Below are 24,169 nucleotides of genomic sequence, written 5' to 3' on the forward strand. Positions count from 1 at the left end.
CATGCAAGGCCTGTTTGGAAGTCTGCTTGTCGCGATGACCGTTGCCTGCACAAGCGTCTCTGCGGGCGAGTTCGTTCAAATCGAGAGCGGAACGAGGGCAGACCCGCTTCGGCTTGTTGCCTACATGGCTCGTCCTCCGGGATCGGGGCCCTTCTCGGCCGTCGTGCTCCTGCATGGATGTGGCGGCTTCCATAGCTCCATGATCTCCTGGGCGGATAGACTGTCGCGCTTCGGTTACGCTGCGCTGGCAATCGACAGCTTCGGTTCACGTGGGTTCGATGAACACTGCGTCGGATTCTTTCCCGACCAGGTGGCGGATGGCTACGCGGCGCTCCGCTATTTGACGACCAGGCCCTTTGTTCGCGCATCTCATGTCGCGGTCGTTGGGTTTTCACAAGGTGGCGGATCTGTTCTGGCCTCGCTGGAAAAGGGCTCGGTAGAACAGCGCTACCCGGAGAAATTCCGCGCCGGCATCGCCTTCTATCCCATATGTCAGTACGCCTCCGGGCTTTCAACGGGCCCGGTGCTCGTCCTGATCGGCGGCGCGGATACCTGGACGCCTTCATCCTCCTGTGAAGCCATGGTCGCCGGCCGGAGCGAATTGGGCGCGCCTCGCATTCCCGGTGGGTGACCGTTCGTTGATCGAGCTCGTCATCTTCCCTGGAGCACATCACAACTTCGACGTGCTGGACCTGTCGCTGGCCCCTACCGGCGGCGTGACGTCTCACGGACATCGCGTCGAATATAACGAGGAAGCCACAAAGGCCTCCATCGAGAGGGTGCGCGACTTCCTGCAGCGAACAATTGGAATGCAGTGAACGGCGCTTTCCGCTGCGATTTTGACCTTTCCGATCGCCCGGCGTAAGAGAAAGTCATGCTGGAATTGCGTCCCAACTGCGAATGCTGCGACAAGGACCTGCCGAACGGCGCTCCCGATGCGCTGATCTGTACCTTCGAATGCACCTTTTGCGTCGACTGCGCGCGCACGCGCCTAGGCGGCGTCTGCCCCAATTGCGGCGGCGATCTGGTGAAGCGACCGACGCGCCCGGAGCGCCTGCTCGCCAAGAATCCGCCCTCCACCAAACGCATCCGCAAGGACCACGCGGCCTGCCGTCAGGTGGCGTGATGTTCTGCCGTTCATGTTCCTCTTCCCCGGAACGGCGAGAGGCGAGGAGAGGGGACAGTGAAGGTTCGTGCGTCACCCCCTCGTCCGTCCTCTCGCCCGATCGGAAGAGAGGACAAAGAAGAAGAGTTGGACGCTGAGGAATGCGTTACATCAGCACCCGCCACGGCTCGCAGGGCAATCCTGCGCCGCTCTCGTTCCAGGAGGTCATGCTGGCCGGTCTGGCACGCGACGGCGGGCTCTATCTGCCGGAGAGCTGGCCGCAGTTCTCCAGAGCCGAGATCGCGGCGCTCAAGGGCGAACCCTATGCCGAGGTGGCATTCCGCGTCATGCGGCCCTTCGTGGGCGAGTCCTTCGACGAGCGGACCTTTCGCCGCTTGATCGGCGAGGCCTATACCAGCTTCGAAACGCCGGAGGTCGCGCCGCTGAGGCCACTGGGCAAGGATGGGCTGCATCTCCTCGAGCTGTTCCACGGCCCGACGCTTGCCTTCAAGGACGTGGCGCTGCAGCTCCTCGGCCGCCTGCTCGACCACGCGCTCGCGAACCGCGGCCAGCATGCCACCATCGTCGGCGCGACCTCCGGCGACACCGGCTCGGCGGCGATCGAGGCGGTGCGCGACCGCAAGACCATCGACATCTTCATGCTCTATCCGCGCGGGCGGGTGAGCGAGGTGCAGCGTCGCCAGATGACCACGGTGCTGGCACCCAACGTGCACAACATCGCGATCCAGGGGACCTTCGACGACTGCCAGGATCTCGCCAAGGCCTGCTTCAACGACCTCGACTTCCGCGACCGCCATGCGCTGACGGCCGTGAACTCGATCAATTTCGCGCGGGTGATGGCGCAGATCGTCTACTACTTCTGGGCGGCGCTGAAGCTCGGGGCGCCGGAGCGACCCGTCGCCTTCACCGTGCCGACCGGCAATTTCGGCAATGTGTATGCGGGCTACGCGGCACGCCAGATGGGGCTGCCCGTGTCGCACTTCGTGGTCGCGGCCAATGCCAACGACATTCTGCCCCGCTTCTTCGAACGGGGCACGATGACAGCGACCGGCGTCGTGCCAACGCTCAGCCCCTCGATGGACATCCAGATCTCGAGCAACTTCGAGCGGCTGTTGTTCGATCTCTATGACCGCGACGGCAAGGTGCTGGCCGAGGCGATGGCGGCGTTTCGCAAGACCGGCACGCTCGCGGTCGGCGCCAACGCGCTCGGTGGCGTGCGCGACCTGTTCGATGCCGGCCGCCTCGACGATCCCGGCACCCTGCAGGCGATCGCCGATTGCAACCGCCGCTTCGGCGAGACGCTCGATCCGCACACCGCGGTCGGCTATGCCGTGGCCCAGCAACATCGCCGTGATCCGAAGGTGCCGATGATCGTGCTCGCGACCGCCCATCCCGCCAAGTTTCCCGACGCGGTACAGAAGGCGACGGGCGTCCGGCCGCCGCTGCCGCCACGCCTCGACGATCTCCTCGACCGCACCGAGCGGGCCGACCGTCTGCCGAACGATACGGCGGCGCTGAAGGCGCTGATCGACGAGCGCATGTCGGCCGTGCGCCGGACAGGCCGGGGGTCCACGCGCACGAAGGTGAGGACATGAGCGCAGTCAAGGTCACCACACTTGCCAACGGCCTGCGCGTGGCGACCGACGCCATGCCCGAGGTCGAATCGGCTTCGCTCGGCATCTGGGTCGCCTGCGGCACGCGGCACGAGAGCGCCGAGTTGAACGGCATGGCGCACATGCTGGAACACATGGCCTTCAAGGGCACCCGCACGCGTAGCGCACGCGCCATCGCCGAGGAGATCGAGAACGTCGGCGGCAGCCTCAATGCCTATACCGGGCGCGAGATCACCGCCTACCATGCTTCGGTGCTGAAGGAGGACGTGGGGCTCGGCGTCGAGCTCGTGGCCGACATCCTGCGCAACTCGGTGTTCGATCCCGACGAGCTGCAGCGCGAGCGCGGCGTCATCCTGCAGGAGATCGGCCAGGCGCTCGACACGCCCGACGACCTGGTCTTCGACCAGTTCCAGGAGATCGCGCTGCCCGACCAGCCGCTCGGCCGGCCGGTCCTGGGCACGGCGGACTCGGTCGAGGCGATCGGCCGCGACCATCTGTTCGCCTTCCTCGCCCGTCACTATACGGCATCGAACATGGTGCTGTCGGCGGCCGGGCGGGTCGAGCACGAGCGGATCGTCGAGCTGGCCGAGAAGCATTTTGGTTCGGTGCCACGCACGCCGGCCAACGCGCCGTCGGTGCATCCGCTCTCCTACGTCGGCGGCGACGGGCGCGAGACGCGCGCGCTCGAGCAGGCGCATCTGGTGCTGGGCTGCGAGGGCATCGGCTATCGCGATCCCGACTATTACGCCAGCGCGGTCTATTCCACCCTGTTCGGCGGCGGCATGTCATCGCGCCTGTTCCAGCGCATCCGTGAGGAACGGGGGCTGGTCTACGGCATACACTGCTTCAACTCCGCCTATGCCGATGGCGGGCTGTTCGGCATCTATGCCGGCACCGGCGAGGACGATCTCGCCGAACTGGTCCCGGCGGTATGCGAGGAGTTCGTAGGTGTCGTGGAGTCGCTCAGCGAGGCCGAGCTGTTGCGCGCCCGCGCCCAGATCAAGGCCGGCACGCTGATGGCGCTGGAATCGAGCGGCGCGCGCTGCGAGCAGGCGGCGCGGCATCTCCTGATCCACGGCCGGCCGATCCCCTATGCCGAGATAGTGGCGCGCATCGAGGCGGTCGATCAGGATGCCGTGCGGCGCGTCGCCCGCCGCCTCCTGCAAAGCAAGCTCACGCTCGCGGCCCTGGGGCCCATTGCCGCCCTCGAACCTTTGGACAAGATTGCGGCCCGCCTCGCGGCCTGATGCGAGGGATCCTTCGGCTCGCCTCAGGATGACACAGCAAACAACCGTAAAGTTGTCATCCCGAGCGGAGCGAGGGATCTTTCATTTGCGGCGTTGAGCGTCGTCCTTACCGCCGTTCGGCGGGAACGGTGGCGCTGCGGGCGCCGCTGATCAGGCCGTCGGTGGCGGCTGCGGGCTGGTTGCGTGGGGGGACGCCGATGGCGGCGCGGTCGTGAACCGCCTTCACCTCACTCGAATGACGGATGAGGTTGTAGCGCAGCGCCGTGTAGAGGTTCACCGGAAACGGCATGTCGGCGTTGAAGTCGATGATCAGCACCACGCGTGTTTCCTCGGTCTGGTTCTTGACCCAGTGCTCGCGCGTGTCGTCGAACACCAGCGGCACGCCTTCCTGCCAGAAAAAATGGTGGCCGCCGATCTCGATCCAGCACTGCTCCGGCTCCTTCGGGACGATGAGCGGATAGTGGAAGCGGATCACGCCCGCCGCCGAGCCGCGATGGGGCACGATCTCCGCGCCGCCCGCGAGGATGCTGAAGAGCGCCGTGTGCACGCCGGGGATGCGCTGTATCGCCTCGTAGGTATCCGGCACCGCCGCGGTGTTCTCCTTGATCTCATGGCCCCAGATCTTGAGCAGGAAGGTACGCCAGGCGCGGCCCGCGACGTACAGGTCGCGCGGATGGACCTCGTGTAGCGCCGGGATCTCCTCATGGTGGCTGAGCAGGTACTGGAGGTCGGCCTTGATCTTGTCATGGCTCTTCTTCAGCTCGGCCAGCACGGGGAATGCCTTGATGGCATCCTCGCCACCCAGCGGCAGCTTGGGCATGCGGCGCAGGATCATGTCCGACATCTTGAGATTGAAGTTCTCGATCGGCTCCTGCGGCACCCAGATGTGCTTGGTGAGGTAAAAGCGGCCTTTCTGGCCGACGTTGGAATGCTGATCGGTTTCCATGGCGGGGGGTCCGGTCTCCTTCGCTCGCTGAAATTTCATCCCGCCGACGGCCTTTTTCAAGGTATTGAATTGACGCGGAGGCAGCCGGCGAGCTTGACGGAGGCCGTGGCCAAGCCTCGGAAATCATGGAACGAATCCCCGCATCAGCTTAATATCCACCGGTAATGTTCCGCTTTGCCGACGTTCCTCTGTCGCTTTCGGGGATGACCCGGATTTCGGGCAAGCGTGTTTACCTGCGCGCGCCCAGCATGGAGGACTGGCCGGAATGGGCCGAGTTGCGCGCCCGCAGCCGCACCTTTCTCATTCCTTGGGAACCGACCTGGCCGGACGATTCGCTGGGCCGCGACCATTACCGCCGCCGCCTGCGCCAGCAAGTGCGCGAGTGGCGGGCGGGCGAGGCTTACGGGCTGTTCGTCTTCCTGGCCGACCGCCGCCGGCTGGTGGGCGGCATCAATCTCAGCAACGTGCGCCGTGGCGTCGCCCAGGCCGCCTCGGTCGGCTACTGGATGGGCCAGCCCTATGCCGGCCAGGGCCTGATGACCGACGCGCTGCGCGCCGTCCTGCCGTTCGTATTCGATGATCTGCGGTTGCATCGGCTGGAGGCAGCCTGCCTGCCGCACAACGAGCCCTCCAAGGCGGTGCTCGCCAAGGTGGGCTTTCACGAGGAGGGCCTGGCGCGCCAATACCTCAGGATCAACGGTCATTGGGCCGACCACCTCCTGTTCGCCCTGTTGCGCGCCGACTACGATGCCATCCTGAGGGCGGACGGCTGAGACGGACCGGCAGCCGACGATCAACGAAGGAACTTCATGCGCAATCTCACCCCGGCCACCATCACCCAGGCTTTCGCCGACTATGCGAGGAACGCGCCCTCGGCCCGCACGCGCGAGCTGCTGGTGAGCTTGGCCGGACACCTGCACGCCTTCGTGCGCGACAACAGGCTGACCGAGGCCGAGTGGAATTCCGCGATCGACGCGCTGACGCGGGCGGTCGGCTTCACCGACAACAAGCGCAACGAGTACATCCTGTTCTCGGACCTGCTGGGCGTTTCCTCGCTCGTCGACATGGTGAACGCCGCGGGCAAGGGCACGCCGTCCTCGGTGCTGGGACCGTTCCACATCGAGAACGCGCCGGAGCTGCCGAACGGCGGCGATCTCTGGAAGGGTCAGGTCGGAGAGCCGCTGGTGGTGACCGGAAAGGTGGTCGACGACAAGGGCGACCCCGCCAGGGGCACCCTGCTGGCCCTGTGGCAGAATGCCGGTAACGGCCTTTATGCCCAGCAGGACAGTAACCAGCATCCGACCAACTACCACGCTCGCCTCGGCGTCGCGGTAGACGGCAGCTTTGCCTTCTCGACGGTCCGGCCGATCGCCTACAAGGTGCCGGACGATGGTCCCGCCGGCGACATGCTGCGCGCGCTGGGCCGTGACGCCTGGCGACCGGCGCATCTGCACATGATCGTCCAGGCGCCGGGTCGCAAGCCCCTGATCACCGAGTTCTTCCCCGACGACGACAAATTTCTCGATCGCGACGCCGTGTTCGGCGTGCGCGCGGGCCTCGTGTTGCCGTTCAAGCGCGTCGCCGACCGTGCGGCCTTGCCGGCCAATCTCGCGGCGCGCGACACATTGCCGATGCCGGTGTGGACCGCGACCATCAACCTCGCGCTGCCGCCGCTCTGATGGAGCGGACCTGGACGTCGGTGGTTTCCGCACGCGGCGTCTCCAAGGAGTTCGCCAACGGCCTGCGGGCGCTGAGCGACATCACCCTAAATGTCCTGGAGGGCGAGTTCCTGAGCGTCCTGGGGCCGTCGGGCTGCGGCAAGACCACCCTGTTGCGCCTGATCGCCGGCCTCGCCGCGCCGACCGGCGGCATCCTCGAACGGCCCGACGCCCGCAACGAAACCGGCTTCGTCTTCCAGGAGCCGACGCTGCTGCCGTGGACGACGGCGCTTGCCAACGTCGCGCTGCCGCTCAAGCTCGCGGGCGTCGGCCGGAAGGAGCGGCTGAGGCGGGCCGGCGAGGCGCTGGCCGGTGTCGGCCTGGTGGGCTTCGAGCGCAGCTATCCGCGCGAGCTCTCGGGCGGCATGAAGATGCGCGTGTCGATCGCGCGCGCGCTGGTAACACGGCCGCGCCTTCTCCTGATGGACGAACCGTTCGCCGCGCTCGACGAGATCTCGCGCCACAAGCTCAACATCGATCTGCTCGCGTTGTGGCAGCGCGAGCGCTTCACCGCGGTGTTCGTCACCCATTCGGTATTCGAGTCGGTCTTCCTATCGCAGCGCATCGCGATCATGAGCGCAAGGCCGGGCCGTGTCTGGACGGAACTCGCGATCCCCGTCGCCTATCCGCGCGACGAGGCATTCCGCACCTCCGCTCAGTATGCCGGCCTGTGCCGGCAAGCCTCGCAGCGCCTTTTCGAGGCGATGGCCGTGAAGGCAGAGGCCGCATGAGCGCGCGGGCGACGGCGCCGCTGTTGCTGGGCGTGCTGGTCCTGGCGCTGTGGGAGGAGGCGGTGCACCTCCTCGCTATCCCGCCCTACGTGCTGCCGGGCCCGATCCTGATTGCCGAGACGCTCGTGACCGACTGGACCATGCTCGCGCCTTCGCTCTGGGTCACGCTCACGATCACGCTGCAGGCGCTCGCGGCGGCTGTCGTCATCGGGGCACTGCTTGCGATTCTGTTCTCGCTGTCGCGCTGGGTCGAGCTCTCGCTCTTTCCCTACGCCGTCGTGCTGCAGGTGACTCCGATCGTGGCGATCGCGCCGTTGATCATCATTTGGGCGAACAACATCGACCTGTCGCTCCTCATCTGTGCCTGGCTTGTGGCGTTCTTTCCGATCCTGTCCAACACCATCCTCGGTCTGCGCTCGGTCGATCGCAATCTGCTCGACCTGTTCGAGCTGCACGGTGCCGGACGCTGGCGCACGCTTCTGCATCTGCGCCTGCCCGCCGCGCTGCCCTATTTCCTCGGGGCCTTGCGTATCTCCGGCGGGCTGGCGCTGATTGGCGCCGTGGTCGCCGAGTTCGTGGCCGGCACCGGCGGCAACGCCTCCGGTCTCGCCTGGCGCATTCTCGAAGCCGGCTACCAGCTCAAGGTGCCGCGCATGTTCGCGGCCCTGGCGCTGATCTCCGCGACCGGCATCGCGATCTTCCTTTCGCTCACGCTTCTCTCCCACCTTTTGCTCCGCCGCTGGCACGAGAGCGCGCTCGCAATGCAGGAGTGATCGCGAGTCTGGGTCATTTGGCGTCGCGCGCGGCGGCCATTTGCGAGGCCCATCCTTGCATCAGGTCGATCGGGAAGGGGAACACGATCGTGGAGCTGCGCTCACCCGCGATCTCGAACAGCGTGGCGAGATAGCGGAGCTGCATGGCCTGCGGCACCGGCGCCAGCATCTGAGCCGCCTCGACGAGCTTCTGCGCCGCCTGCTGCTCGCCCTCGGCATTGATGATCTTGGCCCGGCGGCTGCGTTCGGCCTCGGCCTGGCGGGCGATGGCGCGGATCATGCTGTCGTCGAGGTCGATCCGCTTGATCTCGACGTTGGAGACCTTGATTCCCCAGGCATCGGTCTGCTTGTCGAGTGCGTCCTGGATGTCGGCGTTGAGCTTGTCGCGCCCGGCCAGCATCTCGTCGAGGTCGTGCTTGCCCAGCACCGAGCGCAGCGTGGTCTGCGCGAGCTGGCTCGTTGCCTGCATGTAGGTGGCCACCTGGATGACCGCCTTCTCCGCGTCGACTACCCGGTAGTAGATGACCGCGCTCACCTTGACCGAGACGTTGTCCCGGGAGATCACATCCTGGCTCGGCACCTCGTCGACCACGATGCGCAGATCGACACGGACCATCTGCTGCACGAACGGGACCAGCAGCACCAGTCCCGGCCCCTTGGTGCCGGTATAGCGGCCAAGCGTGAAAACCACGGCGCGTTCGTATTCGCGCAGGATGCGGATCGCCAGGACGGCGATGTAGAGCACAAGGACGACGATGACGGCGACGATGCCGGCGGTGATGAACATGTTTGGTTCCTTCGCTATGGGCGGCGAGCCGAGCCTTCACATCGGCTCGACGGTGAGCACGAGATCCTTGCGGCTGACGACCCGGATGCGCGCGCCGGGCGTGAGCGGTTGCCCCGCGTGGGCTTTCCAGATCTCGCCCATGATGCGGATCCTGCCGCTGTCGCCGTGCCATTCCACGGTCTCGCCCTCGGCGCCGATCATGGCTTCGCTGCCGGTAACGACACGGCGTCGGCGGGAGCGCAGGAGCAAGACGAGCACGAGGGCGAGGAAGCCCGCTGTCACTGCAGTGGCCGCGATCACAAGCGAGACCGAGAGCGTGAACCCCGGCGCATTCGACTGGAACATGATGATCGAGCCGATGGCGAAGGCGGCGATGCCGCCCGCGCCGATCACGCCGAACGAGCCGATGAACACCTCCGCGACCATGAGTGCGATGCCGAGCAGCACCAGTGCGGCGCCGGCATAGTCGATCGGCAGCATGTTGAGCGCAAAGAGCGCCACCAGGATGCTGATGGTGCCGACAACGCCGGGCAGGACAGCCCCGGGATTCGAGAGCTCGAAGATCAGCCCGTAGGCGCCGAGCAGCATCAGGAGATAGGCGACATTGGGATTGGTGATGATGGTCAGGAGCCGCGTCCGCCAGTCAGGGCCCACCGTCACTACTTCCAGCCCTGCCGTCGTCAACTGCCGAGCCTGGCCGGCGACGATCGCGGTCCGGCCGTCGATCTTGCGCAAAAGATCGGGCACGTCGTCGGCGATCACGTCGATGACCTTCTGCTTCAGTGCCTCGGGGGCCGGCAGGCTGGCGGCCTCGCGCACCGCTTCGGTCGCCCACTCGGCGTTGCGGCCGTGGAGATGGGCAAGGCTTTGGATGTAGGCGACGGCGTCGCTGATCATCTTGCGCGACTCGGTGTCCTGCCCCTTGCTCTTGGTGTCGCCCTCCTTGCGATCGCCAGGCAGGGTCGACGGTGCACCGAGCTGAATGGGCGTGGCGGCTCCGATATTGGTTCCCGGCGCCATGGCAGCGACGCCAGCAGCATAGGTGATGTAGGCGCCGGCACTCGCCGCCCGAGCGCCGCTGGGCGCGACATACACGGCTACCGGCACGGGCGAGGCGAGCATCGCCCGAATGATCTCGCGCATGGAGGTGTCGAGTCCGCCCGGCGTATCCAGGCGCAAGACGACGAGACCGGTGTCACGTGGTGTCGCCGCATCGATTGTCCGCACGACATAGTCCGCCATCCCGGGACCGATCACCCCGTCGACTTCCAATACGATCGCACGCTGCGCCGCCGCGTCGGCGAACGTCGCCAGCGCCACGAGCATCGCGCCGATGATCGGTCCGGCAAGCCGCGAGGCCCGCTTCCCTGCCCGAAGGCCTGGTCGCATGGAGGCTCTCCTCCCGCAGGGTTCGGCGTCATCGCGCGGCGCCGGGATCAATCCTGCGAACTATGGCCCTATGCTACGTCAAGCCGGGTGGTCCGTCCGACCTTATTATCGACCGCTGCGCCGCGCCGGACGGCCGCGTGAACCCGAACCGGTGCGCACACCGCGGAAGACACGGCTGTTCTGCATCTTGCCCAGATTGATGTTGGCCGTGGCGCCAACCGCCTGGCCGGGCAACTCGAGCTCGTTGGCCTCGAGGCGGCGGATCTCATCGCGGATGCGGGCGGCTTCCTCGAATTCGAGATTGGCAGCGGCATTGCGCATGCGCTTCTCGAGCTCGGCAATATGGCTGCGTAGATTGTGTCCAATCAGGTGCACGTCACCCGACACGCCGGTGTCGATCGTATAGTGGTCGCGCTCGGCGGTGGACTGCAGGATTTCGGCGATGTTCTTCCTGATCGAGGCCGGCGTGATGCCGTGCTCCTTGTTGTAGGCGAGCTGCTTGGCGCGGCGCCGGTCGGTCTCGGCGACGGCGTACTTGATCGAATCGGTCTGCTTGTCGGCATAGAGAATGACGCGACCCTCGACGTTGCGCGCGGCACGGCCGATCGTCTGCACCAGCGAGGTCGGCGAACGCAGGAAGCCCTCCTTGTCGGCATCGAGGATAGCGACCAGCGCGCATTCGGGAATGTCGAGGCCCTCGCGCAGAAGGTTGATGCCGACCAGGACGTCGAACGCGCCGAGTCTCAGGTCGCGGATGATCTCGATGCGCTCCAGCGTGTCGATGTCGGAATGGAGGTAGCGACAGCGGATGCCGGCCTCGTGGAGATACTCGACCAGATCCTCGGCCATGCGCTTGGTGAGCACTGTGACCAGCACGCGCTGGCCTTTCCTGGCGCAGTCCTTGCACTCGGCGATCAGATCGTCGACCTGCTTCTCCACCGACCGGATGATGACGGTGGGATCGATCAGCCCGGTCGGCCGGATGACCTGCTCGATAAAGATGCCTTGCGTGCGCTCCATCTCCCACGGCCCGGGCGTGGCGCTGACGAACGTGGTCTGGGGCCGCAGCGCCTGCCATTCCTCAAACTTCAGTGGCCGGTTGTCGATTGCCGAGGGCAGGCGGAAGCCGAACTCGGCCAGCACGCTCTTGCGGTTGAAGTCGCCACGGAACATGCCGCCGATCTGCGGCACCGTGACGTGGCTCTCGTCGACGATCAGCAGCGAGTTCTCGGGGAAGTACTCGAACAGGGTCGGCGGCGGCTCGCCCGGCCTGCGGCCGGTGAGATAGCGCGAATAGTTCTCGATGCCGGCGCAGGCGCCGGTCGTCTCGAGCATCTCGATGTCGAACAGGGTGCGTTGTTCCAGCCGCTGTGCTTCCAGAAGCCGGCCGGCGCGGTTGAACTCGTCGAGCCGCTGTCTGAGGTCGGCTTTGATCTGCTGGATGGCGTGTTGCATCGTCGGCCGCGGTGTCACGTAGTGGCTGTTGGCATAGACGACGACGTCGGTCAGCGTGGCCGACTTCTCGCCGGTGAGCGGATCGAATTCGGTTATGGAATCGATCTCGTCGCCGAACAGCTCGATGCGCCACGCCTTGTCCTCGTAGTGGGCCGGGAAGAGATCGATCGTGTCGCCACGCACACGGAAGGTGCCGCGCTGGAAGGCGTTGTCGTTGCGCTTGTACTGCTGCTCGACGAAGCGGCGGAGCAGGGTGGTGCGGTCGATCTTCTGGCCCTTGTGCAGGCGGAAGGTCATCGCCTGGTAGTTTTCGAGCGGCCCGATGCCGTAGATGCACGAAACCGAAGCCACGATCACCACATCGTCGCGCTCCATCAGAGCACGCGTCGCCGAGTGGCGCATGCGGTCGATCTGCTCGTTGATCGACGAGTCCTTCTCGATATAGGTGTCGGTGCGCGGCACGTAGGCTTCGGGCTGGTAGTAGTCGTAATAGGAGACGAAGTACTCGACCGCGTTCTCCGGGAAGAAGCCCTTCATCTCGCCGTAGAGCTGCGCCGCCAGCGTCTTGTTGGGCGCCAGGACCAGGGCCGGCCGCCGCTGCGAGGCGATGACGTTGGCCATGGTGAAGGTCTTCCCCGAGCCGGTGACGCCGAGCAGCACCTGGTCCTTCTCGCCCCCGGTCACGCCCTCGATGAGCTGACGGATCGCTTCCGGCTGGTCGCCCGCCGGCGTGTAGTCCGACACGAGCCTGAAGGGCTTGCCTCCGACATTCTCCGGACGCCGCTGGACGTACGGCATCAGGAGCGGCACGGGGGAAACAGCGAGATTCTTTGAGGGCATGGCCTGCATTATATGATGCCCGTGCCGGGCGCCTGCAATGCTAGAGGGAGGTCCTCCCTTCCAGACTTGTGAATGCCCGACCTCCTCGCTCCTTCCTTCCTGATCGCCGCCTCGATCGCCGTGATCGCCGGCATGGTACGCGGTTTCTCGGGCTTCGGCGCCGCCATGCTGATGACGCCCGCCTTTTCGGCGCTTTACGGTCCCGGGATCGGCGTGTCGCTGTGCCTGATGCTGGAGGTCGTCGTGGCTTTGCCGCTATTGCCTCGCGCCGTGGCCCATGTCGACTGGCGGCGCATCGGCCTTCTCTTGATGGCCGCGGCGGTAGCGGTGCCGATCGGGAACTTCACGCTTACCCAAATCGAACCCGAGCCGATGCGCTGGGCGATTTCGGCGATCGTCCTCGCGGCGGTGGCGCTGCTGGCGAGCGGCTGGCGCTACCATGGCAAGCCGCGCCCTGCGCCAACGCTGGTCGCGGGTGGGATCAGCGGCTTCCTCAATGGCCTCTCCGGCATGGCCGGGCCGCCCATCGCCTTCTACTATCTCGCCGGCAAGGACAGCGTCGAGCGCGTGCGGGCCAACCTCACGACATACTTCGTGTTCGTCGACGTCGCCGCACTCGCGGCGTTCGTGGCGCGTGACCTCGTGCGGCCAGACACCGGAATCCTCGGCCTTTGCCTCGCACCTGCGGTGGTTGCAGGTGGCATGCTAGGCGAGCGGCTATTTCCCCTCGCCAGCGAAGGATTCTACCGCCGTCTTGCACTCGTCCTGCTGGTTGCGGTGGCGATCGGCGCCTTGATCCTGTGAGCAGGGACGCGTAGCGGTGGCGGCATGAAAATCTGGGGCAAGATCGTGGGAGGTACGGCGGGCTTCGCGCTGGGCGGGCCGATTGCTGCCTTGCTCGGAGTGATGGCCGGTCATGCGGTCGACCAATATGTGCTCGAGGAGCGGCCGAGTGGCGAGACCGCGCCGGCCGAGCGGCGCGACCCCGCGGATCATCCCGGCCTGCGCCAGATCGCCTTCACCATCGGCGTGATCGCGCTCGGTGCCAAGATGGCCAAGGTCGACGGCGATGTGACGGGCATCGAGGTCGAGGCGTTTCGCTCCTTCTTTCAGGTGCCGCCGGGCGAAGAGCGCAATGTTGAGCGCTTCTTCGACCTCGCCAAGCGCGACGCTGCAGGTTTCGAGCCGTATGCACGCCAGGTGGCGGCGTTGTTTCCCGACGCGCCCGAGATTTTGGAGAACGTGCTCGAGGGCCTGTTCGACATTGCCCGTGCCGACGGCGACGTGACGACGGAGGAGGCCGAGTACCTTTCCAGGGTAGCGAGCATCTTCGGCTTGAGTGCCGAGCGGTTCGAGCGGGCGCGGGCTGCGGCGCTGGGTGATGTAGAGTGCGAACCTTGCGTGATTTTGGGTATCGATCCGCTGGCGACCGACGAACAAATCCGCGAGGCCTGGCTGCGCCAGGTGCGGGCCAATCATCCGGATCGTCTGATCGCCGAGGGCCTGCCTGAGGAGGCGATCGCCGTCGCCAACCGCAAGCTCGCGCTGATCAACGACGCCTACGACCGCCTCCGGCGCCAGCGCGGTCTGGCGGCGGCATGATCATGTTCGAGCGGACCGCGGGCTTTCAGGCCGCTCATGAGCGCCGGGGATGCACGCTGTCCAATGAACATCATTGACCGCCCTTCGCCCAATCAGGCGGTGCGGCCTGCGGGCGGGCCGGTCGACATCCTGGTGCTGCACTACACGGAGCTGCCACTCAAGGATTCGCTCGATGTGCTGAGTGACGCGGCGCGAGAGACACGCGTCAGCGCGCACTATGTGCTTGATGAGGACGGCACGGTCTATCGCCTCGTGCCGGAGGATCGCGTCGCCTGGCATGCCGGCCGTTCGCACTGGCGCGGATACGAGGCGCTGAACGTGCGCTCGACCGGAGTCGAGATCGTGAACCTGCACGGCGATCGACACGATTATCCGCCGCGACAGATCGCGGTGCTGATCGAGCTCTGTCGTGCGATCCTTGCGCGTCATCCCGCGATCGTGCCGCAGAATGTCGTCGGCCATTCCGACATCGCACCCGGGCGCAAGATCGATCCCGGCCTGCGCTTTCCCTGGAAGGCCTTGGCGGACGCGGGCATCGGGCTCTGGCCCAAGGCCGGGGCCGCGCCGATCGAAGGCGACATCCTGCCGGCCCTGCAGCGCTTCGGCTATTCGCCGCCGCGCGACCTCGCGCCCGAAGAGATCGTGAAGGCCTTCCAGCGTCACTTTCGATCCACGCGTGTCGACGGTGTGGCCGACCGCGAGACACGCGCCCTGCTCGCCGGGCTGCTCGACCAGGTGGGATCGCAGACCTGAAACGGAATACTTCAGAGTGGATTGGGCCCGAGCACTTCCCAGCCGGACTCCTCTAGCCGCTTCCTGAGATCGCCTTCGGCCGGCCGCTCAAGCATGCCCTCGACGAAGCGACCGGCGCCAGCCGGGGTATAGACGAACACGACTCGGCCCGGCTGGTCGCCGCTGTTTTTCCAGGCGTGGGGTACGTTGCGCGGCAGGAAGGCGCAGGTGCCTGGTCCGCCGGTCGTCACCTTGTCGCCGATCTTGAACGTGAACTCTCCCTCAAGCACCCAGGCGACCTCGTCGCTGTCACGATGCAGATGGAGCCAGCTGTTCTTGGAGCCGGCCGGCACCGCCTGCTCGAACAAGGTCACGCTCTGACCGGTCTCGCGACCGAACAGCTTCATGGACATGACCTGGCCCGACGCTTCCTCGAGATGCTTGCCGCCGCCTGGCGGCACAACGACACCCTTGCTGATGGGCATGGGCACCTCCTCGTTGCGGACAGCAAGAAGGTAGGTCGGCTACCGGGCAGCCACAATCAGATCTCGATAGCCTGTCAGGTCGCCGTCGTCCCGACCGAAGCCGAGTAGCGCGCGGCACCCCGTGCGCTGAAGCGAGGCGTAGTGGAGGGACCTTATCTCAAGGATTTGGAGCCATTCGTCGAAGCACGGTCCGCCGACTTCGCTACACTCCGCTCGGGGACGACGGTGATTTGCCGAGAGCTGATTTCAGGCGAGCGGATCGGCTTGACCGGGTGAGGGCGAGGGCCTAGCTACGCCGCCGGATCAGACGGCCGGATGGCTGCGCTCGGGCGGGCAACCGTCCGGGTGAGGAAAGTCCGGGCTCCACGGAGACACGGTGCCGGCTAACGGCCGGCGGGGGCAACCCCAGGGAAAGTGCCACAGAGAACAGACCGCCGGCCTGGTTCGCCCATTGGGCGCACCGGGTGGCAAGGGTGAAACGGTGGGGCAAGAGCCCACCGCGCGACCGGCAACGGAAGCGGCACGGCAAACCCCACCGGGAGCAAGACCAAATAGGGGTGGCACGCCGGGCAACCGGCAAGCGCGTCTCTGCGCTGCCATCCGGGTCGGTCGCGCGAGGCGCTCGGCGACGAGCGTCCCAGAGGAATGGCCATCCCTGCCGCAGAGGCGGGACAGAACCCGGCTTACAGGCCGTCTGATCCTTATTCAGCCGCAAAGGCCAGCAGCCTTTTCCGCTTGGTTTCACGGGCTGGGATGGGTCTGCACAAGGCCTTGCGGTTTTTTGCATATGACCGACAATAGATATAGCGGCTAAGCGTTTAAGATTCCTTGGTGATTCCCGCTTTGGCAGTTGCATCCCTGGAATTCCCATGGTATCCCATTGTATCCCGTGTATCAGTAAGCGCAGGGGCGTGGGGCACCAGCGGCGCGGGATGCAGGGGGAGAGGGCCGTTGGCATTCCGGTCCGAAATCCTGATCAAGCTCGACAAGAAGGGACGGGTTCTGCTGCCCGCCGCCTTTCGCGATGAGCTGCCGGCGGAGGACCGTGGCGCTTTCATCCTCTATCACTCGCCCAACGTGCCGGGTGTCGTGAACGGCAACAGCCGCGCCGGCTTCGATGCCATGCTCGAACGCCTGCGCGCCGAGGCGCTGGGCCCGAAAGGCGCGCTCAAGGTTGCACTCGACGACGAGGCCTTCGATCCGGCCGGCTATCTCTCGTCCAGCGCGCGGAACGTGCCGATGGAACCCGACGGCCGCTTCACGCTGCCGGCCGAGTTCGCCGAGGTCCTGGAGGTCAGCGACGGCGTGATGCTGGTCGGCAAGGGAGACAAGTTCCAGCTCTGGAATCCCAAGCGCTGGCAGGCGCGCCGCGACTCCGATCGCGGGAAGATGGCGGTCTTCGTGCGCGGCCTCACGGGAGGCGAGGCATGACCGGCCACGTTCCCGTGCTGCTTCAGGAAGTGATCGACGCGTTGCGGCCGCGCGACGGCGGCCGTTATGTCGACGGCACCTTCGGCGGGGGCGGCTACGCGACCGGCCTGCTCGACCGCGCCGATTGCCACGTGATCGCGATCGATCGCGATCCCGACGCGGTGGCCGCAGGCCAGGCGCTCGCCGAGCGTTATGCGCCGCGCCTGCGCCTGATCGAGGGCCGTTTTGGCGACATGGTCGAAATCTTGTCGGCCGAGGGTGTCGCAGAGGTGGACGGCGTGGCACTCGATCTCGGCGTCTCGTCGATGCAGTTCGACCGCGCCGAACGCGGCTTCTCCTTCCGCGCTTCCGGCCCGCTCGACATGCGCATGGAAAAGCGCGGACCGTCGGCGGCCGATCTGGTGAACGAGGCGGACGAGAAAGAGCTCGCCGACATCTTCTGGCGCTACGGCGAGGAGCGCCACAGCCGTCGCGTGGCGCGTAGCATCGTCGCGCGACGCAAGGAGAAGCGCATCGAGACTACCGGCGAGCTGGCCGAGATCGTGCGCCGCGCGGTCGGTTCCTCTGCGAAGGACGAGATCGATCCCGCCACACGCAGCTTTCAGGCGTTGCGCATCGCAGTCAACGACGAGCTGGGCGAGATCGAGCGCGGACTGACCGCTGCCGAGTCCGTTCTCGCCGCGGGCGGGCGGCTCGCCGTCGTCTCCTTTCATTCGCTCGAAGATCGCGCGGTCAAGGACTTCGTGCGCAAGAGAGCCGGCCGCTCGCCGGCGCCCTCCCGCCACGCACCACCCCGGACGGCGCACGCCGCTAGTCTGCGCGACCTCACGCGCCGGCCGGTGACGCCCAGCGATGCGGAGGTCACCAGCAACGCACGCGCGCGCTCGGCGCGGCTCAGGGTCGCCGAGAAGCTCGGGAGTCGCGCATGATCCATCGCGGACTCCTTTTCTGGTCGGTGGTCGCCGTCGGCACGGCGGTCGGCCTGTTTGCCGTCAAGTACAAGGTGCAGGATCTCGAGGAGAGGATCGATCGCACCAACCAGAAGATCGTCGAAAGCCAGCAGGCAACCCACATCCTCAAGATCGAGTGGGCGCACCTCAACGAGGCCGAGCGCATCGAGCATTTGGCGCAGGCCCATCTCTCGCTCGAACAGGCGTCGATCAAGCAGGTCGTGCGTCTCGATTCCCTTGGAAACCCATCTGTCCCCCCGCGACGCGATACGCCACTCCCTTCCCCCCCACGAACGGGCAACGACGTCCCCTCGTCGAGCTTGCCCGGTGGCGGTCGCGTCGCAGCGGAGGCCGGCCGCCCCTCGCCGGCCTCCGCACCCCTTTCAGGGCGTTCATCCGGACCCACGACGCCCCCTCGACCGGCTCTTGCTGAAGCGCCGGCCCCCCCGGGTCCGGTTGGTGCGGGCCGCGGCGCCGCGGTGACCATCGACGACATCCTCGCGAGAAACGAAGGGGAGCGTCGGTGAGGCCGTGGCGCAAGGCAGTCCCGCCCGAACCGGCCGCCGCGTCCCCCGCGGCGGCCGGCGCGCATTTCACGTTGCCCAAGGAGCGCCACAAGGGCGACGTGCAGGAGACGGCTCGCCAGCGGCTGGTCGTCACGTCGGTGCTCCTGGTGGTTGCCTTCATGGCGATCGCCATGCGCATGTCCTACGTCTCGCTGCTGCGCGACGGCGGCGAGCCGACCCAGCGCGTGGCGGCACGCGGCGGGACGATCCAGTCGGAGCGCGCCGACATTGTCGACCGCAACGGCATCGTGTTCGCGACGTCCCTGCCGGTGATGTCGGCTTTCATCAATCCGCACCTGGTGATCGACGCACAGGATGCGGCCCGCAAGATCGTATCGGCGCTGCCTGACCTCAAGTACGACGAAGTCAAGGCCAAGCTCGATTCGGACAAGACCTTCGTGTGGGTCAAGCGCGGGCTGAGCCCGCGAGAGAATGACCGCGTGAACCGGCTCGGCATTCCCGGCCTCGAGTTCCAGGCCGAGGAACGGCGCATCTACCCGCAAGGCATGACCGGCGCGCATGTCGTGGGCTATGCCAGCATCGACAATGCCGGCCTCGGCGGCGCCGAGCGCTACTTCGACCAGCAGCTTCAGAGCGGCCAGACCGTACAGCTCTCGATCGATCTGCGCCTGCAGCGCATGGTCGAGGACGAGATCGCGCATGCAGTCCAGAAGTTCTCGGCGATCGGCGCCCAGGCGATCGTGATGGATGCGACGAACGGCGAGATCCTGGCACTCGCGTCGCTGCCCACCTATGACGCCAACAAGGCGAGGACGATCACCAACGAAGCCCTGTTCAACCGCGCCACGCTCGGCGTCTACGAGCAGGGCTCGATGTTCAAGGTCTTCAATACCGCGCTCGCGCTCGACAGCGGCAAGGTCACTCTCGCCGACAGGTTTGATGCCAGCTCGCCGATCAAGATCGACCGCTTCACCATCCACGACGATCCCGACGTACCGCACCGCGTGCTCACGGTGCCGGAGGTCTTCAAGTTCTCGTCCAACATCGGCTCGGCCAAGATGGCGGTCGAGGTCGGTACCGAGGCGCAGCGCGCCTTCTTCGACAAGATCGGCTTCCTGAAGCCGATCCACACCGAGCTGATGGAGCTCGGCACGCCGCTCTATCCGCAGCACTGGGCGAAGATCAACACCATGACCATCGCCTTCGGGCATGGCATGTCCGTGACCCCGTTGCACGTGGTCATGGGGGTGGCGGCGATGATCAACGGCGGCATCGAGTTCCCGCCGACCTTCCTCAAGCGCACGTCGGCGAGCGATCCGGGCCGCCGCGTGATCCAGGCCAAGACTTCCATGACGATGCGCCAGCTCATGCGTCTCAATGCAGTCGAGGGCACCGGCAAGAAGGCCGATTTGACCGGCTACGAAGTCGGCGGCAAGACCGGCACGGCCGAGAAGGTGGCGCACGGCGCTTACGCCCGGAAGGCGTTGTTCAGCTCGTTCGTCGGCGCCTTTCCGATGAGCGACCCGAAGTTCATCGTCCTGGTCTCGCTCGACGAGCCGAAAGGTACCAAGGAGACCGGCGGCTACGCGACCGGCGGCATGGTCGCCGCACCCAGCGTGAAGGTGATCATCGAGGACATCGTGTCGCTTTATGGCATTCTGCCGGGCGACTGGAATGCGCGGCCGGCCTCGCTCGAGATCTCGTCGCGGCCGGTCCAGCAGAATACCATGGCGCGCGCGGTGCCGGTGGCTGCGCGCGGGCAAAGGGTCGACCACAAGGCGCTGCCATTGCGGCCCGGTGAGCATTTGGCGGCGCCTCCGGGAGTGCGTCGTGCTTCGGTTGAGTGATCTCATGCGACAGAGCGCCGACTCCGCAGCCGTCGGCGCGCTGCCGCGCGATCCCTCCATTGCCGGCCTCACTCTCGACTCGCGCAAGGTCCAGCCAGGTTTCTTGTTCGCCGCCCTCGCGGGCTCGCACGCCGACGGTGCAAGCTTCGTCGCCGAGGCGGTAAAGCGCGGCGCGGTCGCGATCCTCGCCGCGCCCGACTCGGTGCTGCCGCCGCTTGCGCCGGAAATAGCGGTCGTGCGCGATCCCAATTCCCGCCGGCGCGTGGCGCTGATGGCGGCGGCCTTCGCCGGCCTGCAACCCGCGACCATCGTCGCCGTGACGGGCACCAACGGCAAATCCTCGACCGTCCATTTCGTGCGCCAGATCTGGGCCGCGCTGGGCCTGAAGGCGGCGAGCGTCGGCACGCTAGGCATCGTCTCGCCGGGCTTCACGCGCGATGCCGGGCTCACGACACCCGATCCGGTGCAGCTCCATGCCGACCTCGCCGCTCTCGCGCGCGAAGGCGTGACGCATCTCGCCCTCGAAGCTTCGAGCCACGGTCTTGACCAGCACCGGCTCGACGGCCTCAAGTTTGCGGCGGCGGCCTTCACCAATCTCACGCACGAGCATCTCGACTATCACCCCTCGATGGACGCATATTTTGCGGCCAAGGCACGGCTGTTCGAGGATCTCCTGTCCGCGGATGGCACGGCTGTGGTGAATGCTGACAGCTCGCGTGCGGACGCGGTGGCGGCGATCTGCGCCCGGCGCGGCCTCCGCTTCTGGACCTATGGCGCCAAGGGCCGTGAGTTCCGATTGCTGAGCGACGTGCCGACGCCGGCCGGTCAGCATCTTGCGATCGAAGCGCTGGGTACACGCCACGAGACCGATCTGCCTTTGGTCGGGGGCTTCCAGGCCTCGAATGCGCTGGCGGCGCTGGGCCTCGTCGTGGCCACGGGCGGTGATCCGGCACGTGTGATGGCGGCACTCGCGACACTGAGCGGCGCCGCCGGCCGGCTTCAGCTCGTGGCGCGGCATGCAAGCGGCGCGCCGGTCTATGTCGACTATGCCCACAAGCCCGAAGCGCTCGAGACTGTCCTCGCGACACTGCGCCCGTTCGCCAAGGGCCGGCTGGTCGTGGTGTTCGGCTGCGGCGGTGATCGCGATCGTGCCAAGCGGCCCGTGATGGGCGAGATCGCCACGCGCCTCGCCGATCTGACGCTGGTCACCGACGACAATCCACGGTCGGAGGAGCCCGCGACGATCCGCTCCGAGATCCGGCGCGGCATTCCGGTTGAGCGGAAGAACTGGGCCGAGGTAGGCGAAGGGCGCCGCGCCGCGATCGCGCACGGTCTCGCCGCACTCCGCTCGGCGGACGATCTGCTCCTGATCGCCGGCAAGGGTCATGAGACGGGGCAGACGATCGCCGGGGTCACGTATCCGTTCGACGATGCCGAGGTAGCGCGCCAACTCGTTCGAGGCGAGGCATGAGCGCGCTCTGGACTTCCGAGGAGGTGGAGCGCGCACTCTCGCCTCTGGCGATGCCCGCACCATTCGAGGCAAGCGGTGTCACCTTCGATAGCCGCGCCGTTGCCGAGGGCGACCTCTTCTTCGCGCTCGCCGGAGAGACGGCCGATGGCCATGCATTCGTTGGCGAGGCGCTCGAGCGCGGTGCCGCGGCGGCCGTTGTGTCGCGCGATCTGCCGGAGGCCAGGGGGAGGATGGTGCGCGTCGCCGACACCCTTCAGGCGCTGATCGCCCTCGGCCGCGCTGGCCGCCGGCGCAGCGCAGCGCGAATCGCGAGTGTCACCGGTTCGGTGGGCAAGACCAGCACCAAGGACGCGCTGCGCACGATGTTGGCGGCGCAGGCGCCAACCACGGCCAGTGCAGCGAGCTTCAACAACCACGTCGGCGTGCCGGTCAGTCTCGCTCGCCTGCCGCGTGACGCGCGCTATGGCGTGTTCGAGATCGGCATGAACCACCCCGGTGAGATCGAGCCGCTGGCGCGCCTGGTCGAGGCGCATGTCGGCGTTATCACCAACGTCGAGCCGGCGCATATCGGCCACATGGGCTCGGAAGAGGCGATCGCCGACGAAAAAGCCGGCCTGTTTGCCGGCATGGGCGAGGGTGCGGTCGCGGTGCTCAACCGTGACAGCCGGCACTTCGAGCGGCTGGCCGCGCACGCCCGTCGTCTGGGTGGGACCCGGATCGTCGGCTTCGGCCGTAGCGAGGCTGCCGACGCGCGACTTCTAGCGTGCTCCCTGCAGGATCGCGGCAGCGACATTGTCGCCTTGATCCATGGCCGGCGGATCGAGTATCGGCTGGGCGCGGCCGGCGAGCACTGGGTTCTGAACAGTCTTGCCGCGCTCGCGGCGGTCGAGGCGCTGGGCGCCGACCTCGCCAAGGCGGCGGCAATGCTCGCCAAGGTCGAGGCCTCGCCAGGCCGCGGGGCGCGGCGACGTCTCGCCTTCGGTTCGGCCACCATCGAGCTGCTCGACGAGAGCTACAATGCGAACCCCGCCTCGGTGCGCGCCATGCTTGCGGTACTTGCACGCACCGAACCGGCACCGGGCGGCCGGCGTCTGCTGGTGCTGGGTGACATGCGGGAACTGGGCGAGAAGGCCGACGAATATCACGCCGGACTTGCCGATGCCGTGGCGGCGAGCGGCGCTCAGCAGGTCTTTCTCTGCGGCCCGCACATGAAGGCGCTGTGGCGATGCCTCGCGGCGGACCAGCGGGGCGTGCATCGGCCGGATTCGGCGACGCTCGCGCCCGATGTGACCGCGGCGTTGCATGCGGGCGATGTGATTGCGGTGAAGGGCTCTCTGGGCTCGAAAATGAAGATGGTCGTCGATGCGGTTCTCGCCGCCAGCGGCGGCGAGATGGAACGCTGATATGATTTACAACCTTCTTTATCCGCTGGCGGATTTGTTCTCGCCCTTCAATCTGTTTCGCTATCTGACGTTCCGTTCGATCGCGGCGTTCCTGACGGCACTGGTGCTGAGCTTCCTGATCGGTGGTCGCCTGATCCGCTGGCTGCGCAGCAAGCAGAGGCAGGGCCAGCCGATCCGCGAGGACGGACCCGCGAGCCACATCATGGGCAAGAAGGGTACGCCGACCATGGGCGGTCTCCTGATCCTGATCTCGCTGTCCGCGGCAACGCTCCTGTGGGCCGACCTCACCAACCGGTATGTCTGGATCGTGCTCGGGATTACCGTGGCCTTCGGCGCGGTCGGCCTGTCGGACGACTATCTCAAGGTGACCAAGAAGAATCCCAAGGGCGTACCCGGCAAGGTGAAGCTCGGCCTCTCGGTCGTGGTGGCGGCGATCGCCGCCTATTTCATCTCCCAGGCCTCCCCGCCGGCGCTGCGCTACACGCTCGCGCTGCCGTTCCTGAAGGACGTGCTGGTGCCGCTGGGGCTGGTGGGCTTCGTAATTTTCGCCGTGCTGGTGATCGTCGGCACTTCGAACGCGGTCAATCTGACCGACGGCCTCGACGGTCTCGCGATCGGGCCGGTGATCATGGCCTCGATCGTCTTCGGCCTGATCGCCTACGTGGTCGGCAACCTCGTCTACACGAACTATCTCTATCTCCACCACATCCCGCGCTCGGGCGAGCTCTCCGTGCTGCTCTCGGCTTTGGTCGGTGCCGGGCTCGGTTTCCTGTGGTTCAACGCGCCGCCGGCGATGGTGTTCATGGGCGATACCGGCTCGCTTGCGATCGGCGGGGCGCTGGGCGGCGTCGCCGTCGTCACCAAGCACGAGATCGTGCTGGCCATCGTCGGCGGGCTGTTCGTACTCGAGACCGTGTCGGTGATCGTGCAGGTAGTGTCCTACAAATGGACCGGCCGCCGCATCTTCCGCATGGCGCCCCTGCACCATCATTTCGAGCAGAAGGGTTGGGCGGAGCCGACCATCGTGTTCCGCTTCTGGATCATCGCGGCCATCCTCTCGATGGTCGGCCTCGCCACCCTGAAACTGAGGTAGCGC

24 protein-coding genes and 1 other RNA gene are annotated in these 24,169 nt (G+C 66.5%); 20 read left to right on the forward strand and 5 right to left on the reverse strand.

All coding sequences use genetic code 11. From position 1 onward, the window contains the following. The first annotated feature begins 124 nt into the window (after positions 1-124). The 5 genes from VH499_RS25660 (at position 125) to VH499_RS25680 (ending at position 3,986) form a co-directional block, all read left to right on the forward strand. Positions 125-631, forward strand: a complete 507-nt coding sequence (locus VH499_RS25660) for a dienelactone hydrolase family protein (RefSeq protein WP_332055698.1) — start codon at positions 125-127, stop codon at positions 629-631. Between the two features lie 7 nt (positions 632-638). Next, on the forward strand, positions 639-818 hold the full coding sequence (locus tag VH499_RS25665; protein WP_332055620.1) for a hypothetical protein: 180 nt from the start codon (positions 639-641) through the stop codon (positions 816-818). Between the two features lie 56 nt (positions 819-874). Further along, positions 875-1,126 carry a DUF1272 domain-containing protein gene (locus tag VH499_RS25670; protein ID WP_332055621.1) on the forward strand — a complete coding sequence of 84 codons (252 nt, stop codon included), beginning with the start codon at positions 875-877 and terminating at the stop codon, positions 1,124-1,126. A 140-nt stretch (positions 1,127-1,266) separates the two neighbouring features. Further along, positions 1,267-2,721, forward strand: coding sequence for a threonine synthase (gene thrC, locus VH499_RS25675; protein WP_332055622.1), 1,455 nt, complete (start codon positions 1,267-1,269; stop codon positions 2,719-2,721). Continuing rightward, complete coding sequence (locus VH499_RS25680) at positions 2,718-3,986, forward strand: pitrilysin family protein (RefSeq protein WP_332055623.1); 1,269 nt, start codon at positions 2,718-2,720, stop codon at positions 3,984-3,986. The genes thrC and VH499_RS25680 overlap by 4 nt, the downstream gene beginning before the upstream one ends. Before the next feature lie 106 nt (positions 3,987-4,092). Here VH499_RS25680 and VH499_RS25685 read toward each other — a convergent pair whose 3' ends face one another. After that, positions 4,093-4,932, reverse strand: a complete 840-nt coding sequence (locus VH499_RS25685; RefSeq protein ID WP_332055624.1) for an aspartyl/asparaginyl beta-hydroxylase domain-containing protein — start codon at positions 4,930-4,932, stop codon at positions 4,093-4,095. 164 nt (positions 4,933-5,096) lie between these two features. On the opposite strand from VH499_RS25685, the gene VH499_RS25690 reads away from it, so the two are divergent. From VH499_RS25690 to VH499_RS25705, 4 genes are read left to right on the forward strand one after another with little or no spacing between them, the layout of a single operon-like run. After that, positions 5,097-5,705: a GNAT family N-acetyltransferase gene (locus tag VH499_RS25690; protein WP_414709840.1), complete on the forward strand. Its 609-nt coding sequence runs from the start codon at positions 5,097-5,099 to the stop codon at positions 5,703-5,705. 36 nt (positions 5,706-5,741) lie between these two features. After that, positions 5,742-6,611, forward strand: a complete 870-nt coding sequence (locus VH499_RS25695; RefSeq protein ID WP_332055626.1) for a dioxygenase — start codon at positions 5,742-5,744, stop codon at positions 6,609-6,611. After that, entirely contained in the window at positions 6,611-7,381 is a 771-nt protein-coding gene (locus VH499_RS25700) for an ABC transporter ATP-binding protein (RefSeq protein ID WP_332055627.1), read from the forward strand. Before VH499_RS25695 ends, VH499_RS25700 begins: the two co-directional genes overlap by 1 nt. Then, positions 7,378-8,154, forward strand: a complete 777-nt coding sequence (locus tag VH499_RS25705; RefSeq protein WP_332055628.1) for an ABC transporter permease — start codon at positions 7,378-7,380, stop codon at positions 8,152-8,154. The genes VH499_RS25700 and VH499_RS25705 overlap by 4 nt, the downstream gene beginning before the upstream one ends. 13 nt (positions 8,155-8,167) lie before the next feature. Here the strand turns inward: VH499_RS25705 and VH499_RS25710 are convergent, their stop codons facing one another. From VH499_RS25710 to uvrB, 3 genes are all read right to left on the reverse strand, one after another. Then, a complete protein-coding gene (locus VH499_RS25710; RefSeq protein WP_332055629.1) occupies positions 8,168-8,941 on the reverse strand; it encodes a slipin family protein in 774 nt (257 codons plus the stop codon). Between the two features lie 36 nt (positions 8,942-8,977). Continuing rightward, positions 8,978-10,330 (reverse strand): nodulation protein NfeD, encoded by a 1,353-nt coding sequence (locus VH499_RS25715; protein WP_332055630.1) that lies wholly within the window; start codon positions 10,328-10,330, stop codon positions 8,978-8,980. A gap of 105 nt (positions 10,331-10,435) precedes the next feature. After that, positions 10,436-12,625: an excinuclease ABC subunit UvrB gene (uvrB, locus tag VH499_RS25720; RefSeq protein WP_332055631.1), complete on the reverse strand. Its 2,190-nt coding sequence runs from the start codon at positions 12,623-12,625 to the stop codon at positions 10,436-10,438. Positions 12,626-12,697: 72 nt separating this feature from the next. On the opposite strand from uvrB, the gene VH499_RS25725 reads away from it, so the two are divergent. The 3 genes from VH499_RS25725 (at position 12,698) to VH499_RS25735 (ending at position 14,980) form a co-directional block, all read left to right on the forward strand. Further along, positions 12,698-13,429, forward strand: a complete 732-nt coding sequence (locus VH499_RS25725) for a sulfite exporter TauE/SafE family protein (RefSeq protein WP_332055632.1) — start codon at positions 12,698-12,700, stop codon at positions 13,427-13,429. A 24-nt stretch (positions 13,430-13,453) separates the two neighbouring features. Further along, complete coding sequence (locus VH499_RS25730; RefSeq protein WP_332055633.1) at positions 13,454-14,227, forward strand: TerB family tellurite resistance protein; 774 nt, start codon at positions 13,454-13,456, stop codon at positions 14,225-14,227. A 63-nt stretch (positions 14,228-14,290) separates the two neighbouring features. Continuing rightward, complete coding sequence (locus VH499_RS25735) at positions 14,291-14,980, forward strand: N-acetylmuramoyl-L-alanine amidase (protein ID WP_332055634.1); 690 nt, start codon at positions 14,291-14,293, stop codon at positions 14,978-14,980. 11 nt (positions 14,981-14,991) lie between these two features. Here the strand turns inward: VH499_RS25735 and VH499_RS25740 are convergent, their stop codons facing one another. Then, positions 14,992-15,444: a cupin domain-containing protein gene (locus tag VH499_RS25740; protein WP_332055635.1), complete on the reverse strand. Its 453-nt coding sequence runs from the start codon at positions 15,442-15,444 to the stop codon at positions 14,992-14,994. A gap of 303 nt (positions 15,445-15,747) precedes the next feature. Here VH499_RS25740 and rnpB point away from each other — a divergent pair. The 8 genes from rnpB (at position 15,748) to mraY (ending at position 24,166) form a co-directional block, all read left to right on the forward strand. Continuing rightward, an RNA gene (gene rnpB, locus VH499_RS25745) (RNase P RNA component class A) lies at positions 15,748-16,146 on the forward strand. Positions 16,147-16,395: 249 nt separating this feature from the next. Further along, a complete protein-coding gene (locus VH499_RS25750) occupies positions 16,396-16,875 on the forward strand; it encodes a hypothetical protein (RefSeq protein ID WP_332055636.1) in 480 nt (159 codons plus the stop codon). Then, positions 16,872-17,804, forward strand: a complete 933-nt coding sequence (gene rsmH, locus VH499_RS25755) for a 16S rRNA (cytosine(1402)-N(4))-methyltransferase RsmH (RefSeq protein ID WP_414709842.1) — start codon at positions 16,872-16,874, stop codon at positions 17,802-17,804. The genes VH499_RS25750 and rsmH overlap by 4 nt, the downstream gene beginning before the upstream one ends. Further along, a complete protein-coding gene (gene ftsL / locus VH499_RS25760) occupies positions 17,801-18,352 on the forward strand; it encodes a cell division protein FtsL (RefSeq protein WP_332055637.1) in 552 nt (183 codons plus the stop codon). Before rsmH ends, ftsL begins: the two co-directional genes overlap by 4 nt. Further along, complete coding sequence (locus VH499_RS25765; protein WP_332055638.1) at positions 18,349-20,199, forward strand: penicillin-binding protein 2; 1,851 nt, start codon at positions 18,349-18,351, stop codon at positions 20,197-20,199. The genes ftsL and VH499_RS25765 overlap by 4 nt, the downstream gene beginning before the upstream one ends. Next, the gene (locus tag VH499_RS25770; protein ID WP_332055639.1) at positions 20,183-21,670 is read left to right on the forward strand and encodes a UDP-N-acetylmuramoyl-L-alanyl-D-glutamate--2,6-diaminopimelate ligase; all 1,488 of its coding nucleotides are present in this window, start codon (positions 20,183-20,185) and stop codon (positions 21,668-21,670) included. Before VH499_RS25765 ends, VH499_RS25770 begins: the two co-directional genes overlap by 17 nt. Continuing rightward, a complete protein-coding gene (locus VH499_RS25775) occupies positions 21,667-23,073 on the forward strand; it encodes a UDP-N-acetylmuramoyl-tripeptide--D-alanyl-D-alanine ligase (protein WP_332055640.1) in 1,407 nt (468 codons plus the stop codon). Before VH499_RS25770 ends, VH499_RS25775 begins: the two co-directional genes overlap by 4 nt. Before the next feature lies 1 nt (position 23,074). Next, the gene (gene mraY / locus VH499_RS25780; RefSeq protein WP_332055641.1) at positions 23,075-24,166 is read left to right on the forward strand and encodes a phospho-N-acetylmuramoyl-pentapeptide-transferase; all 1,092 of its coding nucleotides are present in this window, start codon (positions 23,075-23,077) and stop codon (positions 24,164-24,166) included. The last annotated feature ends 3 nt before the right edge of the window (positions 24,167-24,169 follow it).

It is taken from the genome of Reyranella sp., assembly GCF_036558665.1.
Taxonomy (GTDB): Bacteria; Pseudomonadota; Alphaproteobacteria; order Reyranellales; family Reyranellaceae; genus Reyranella.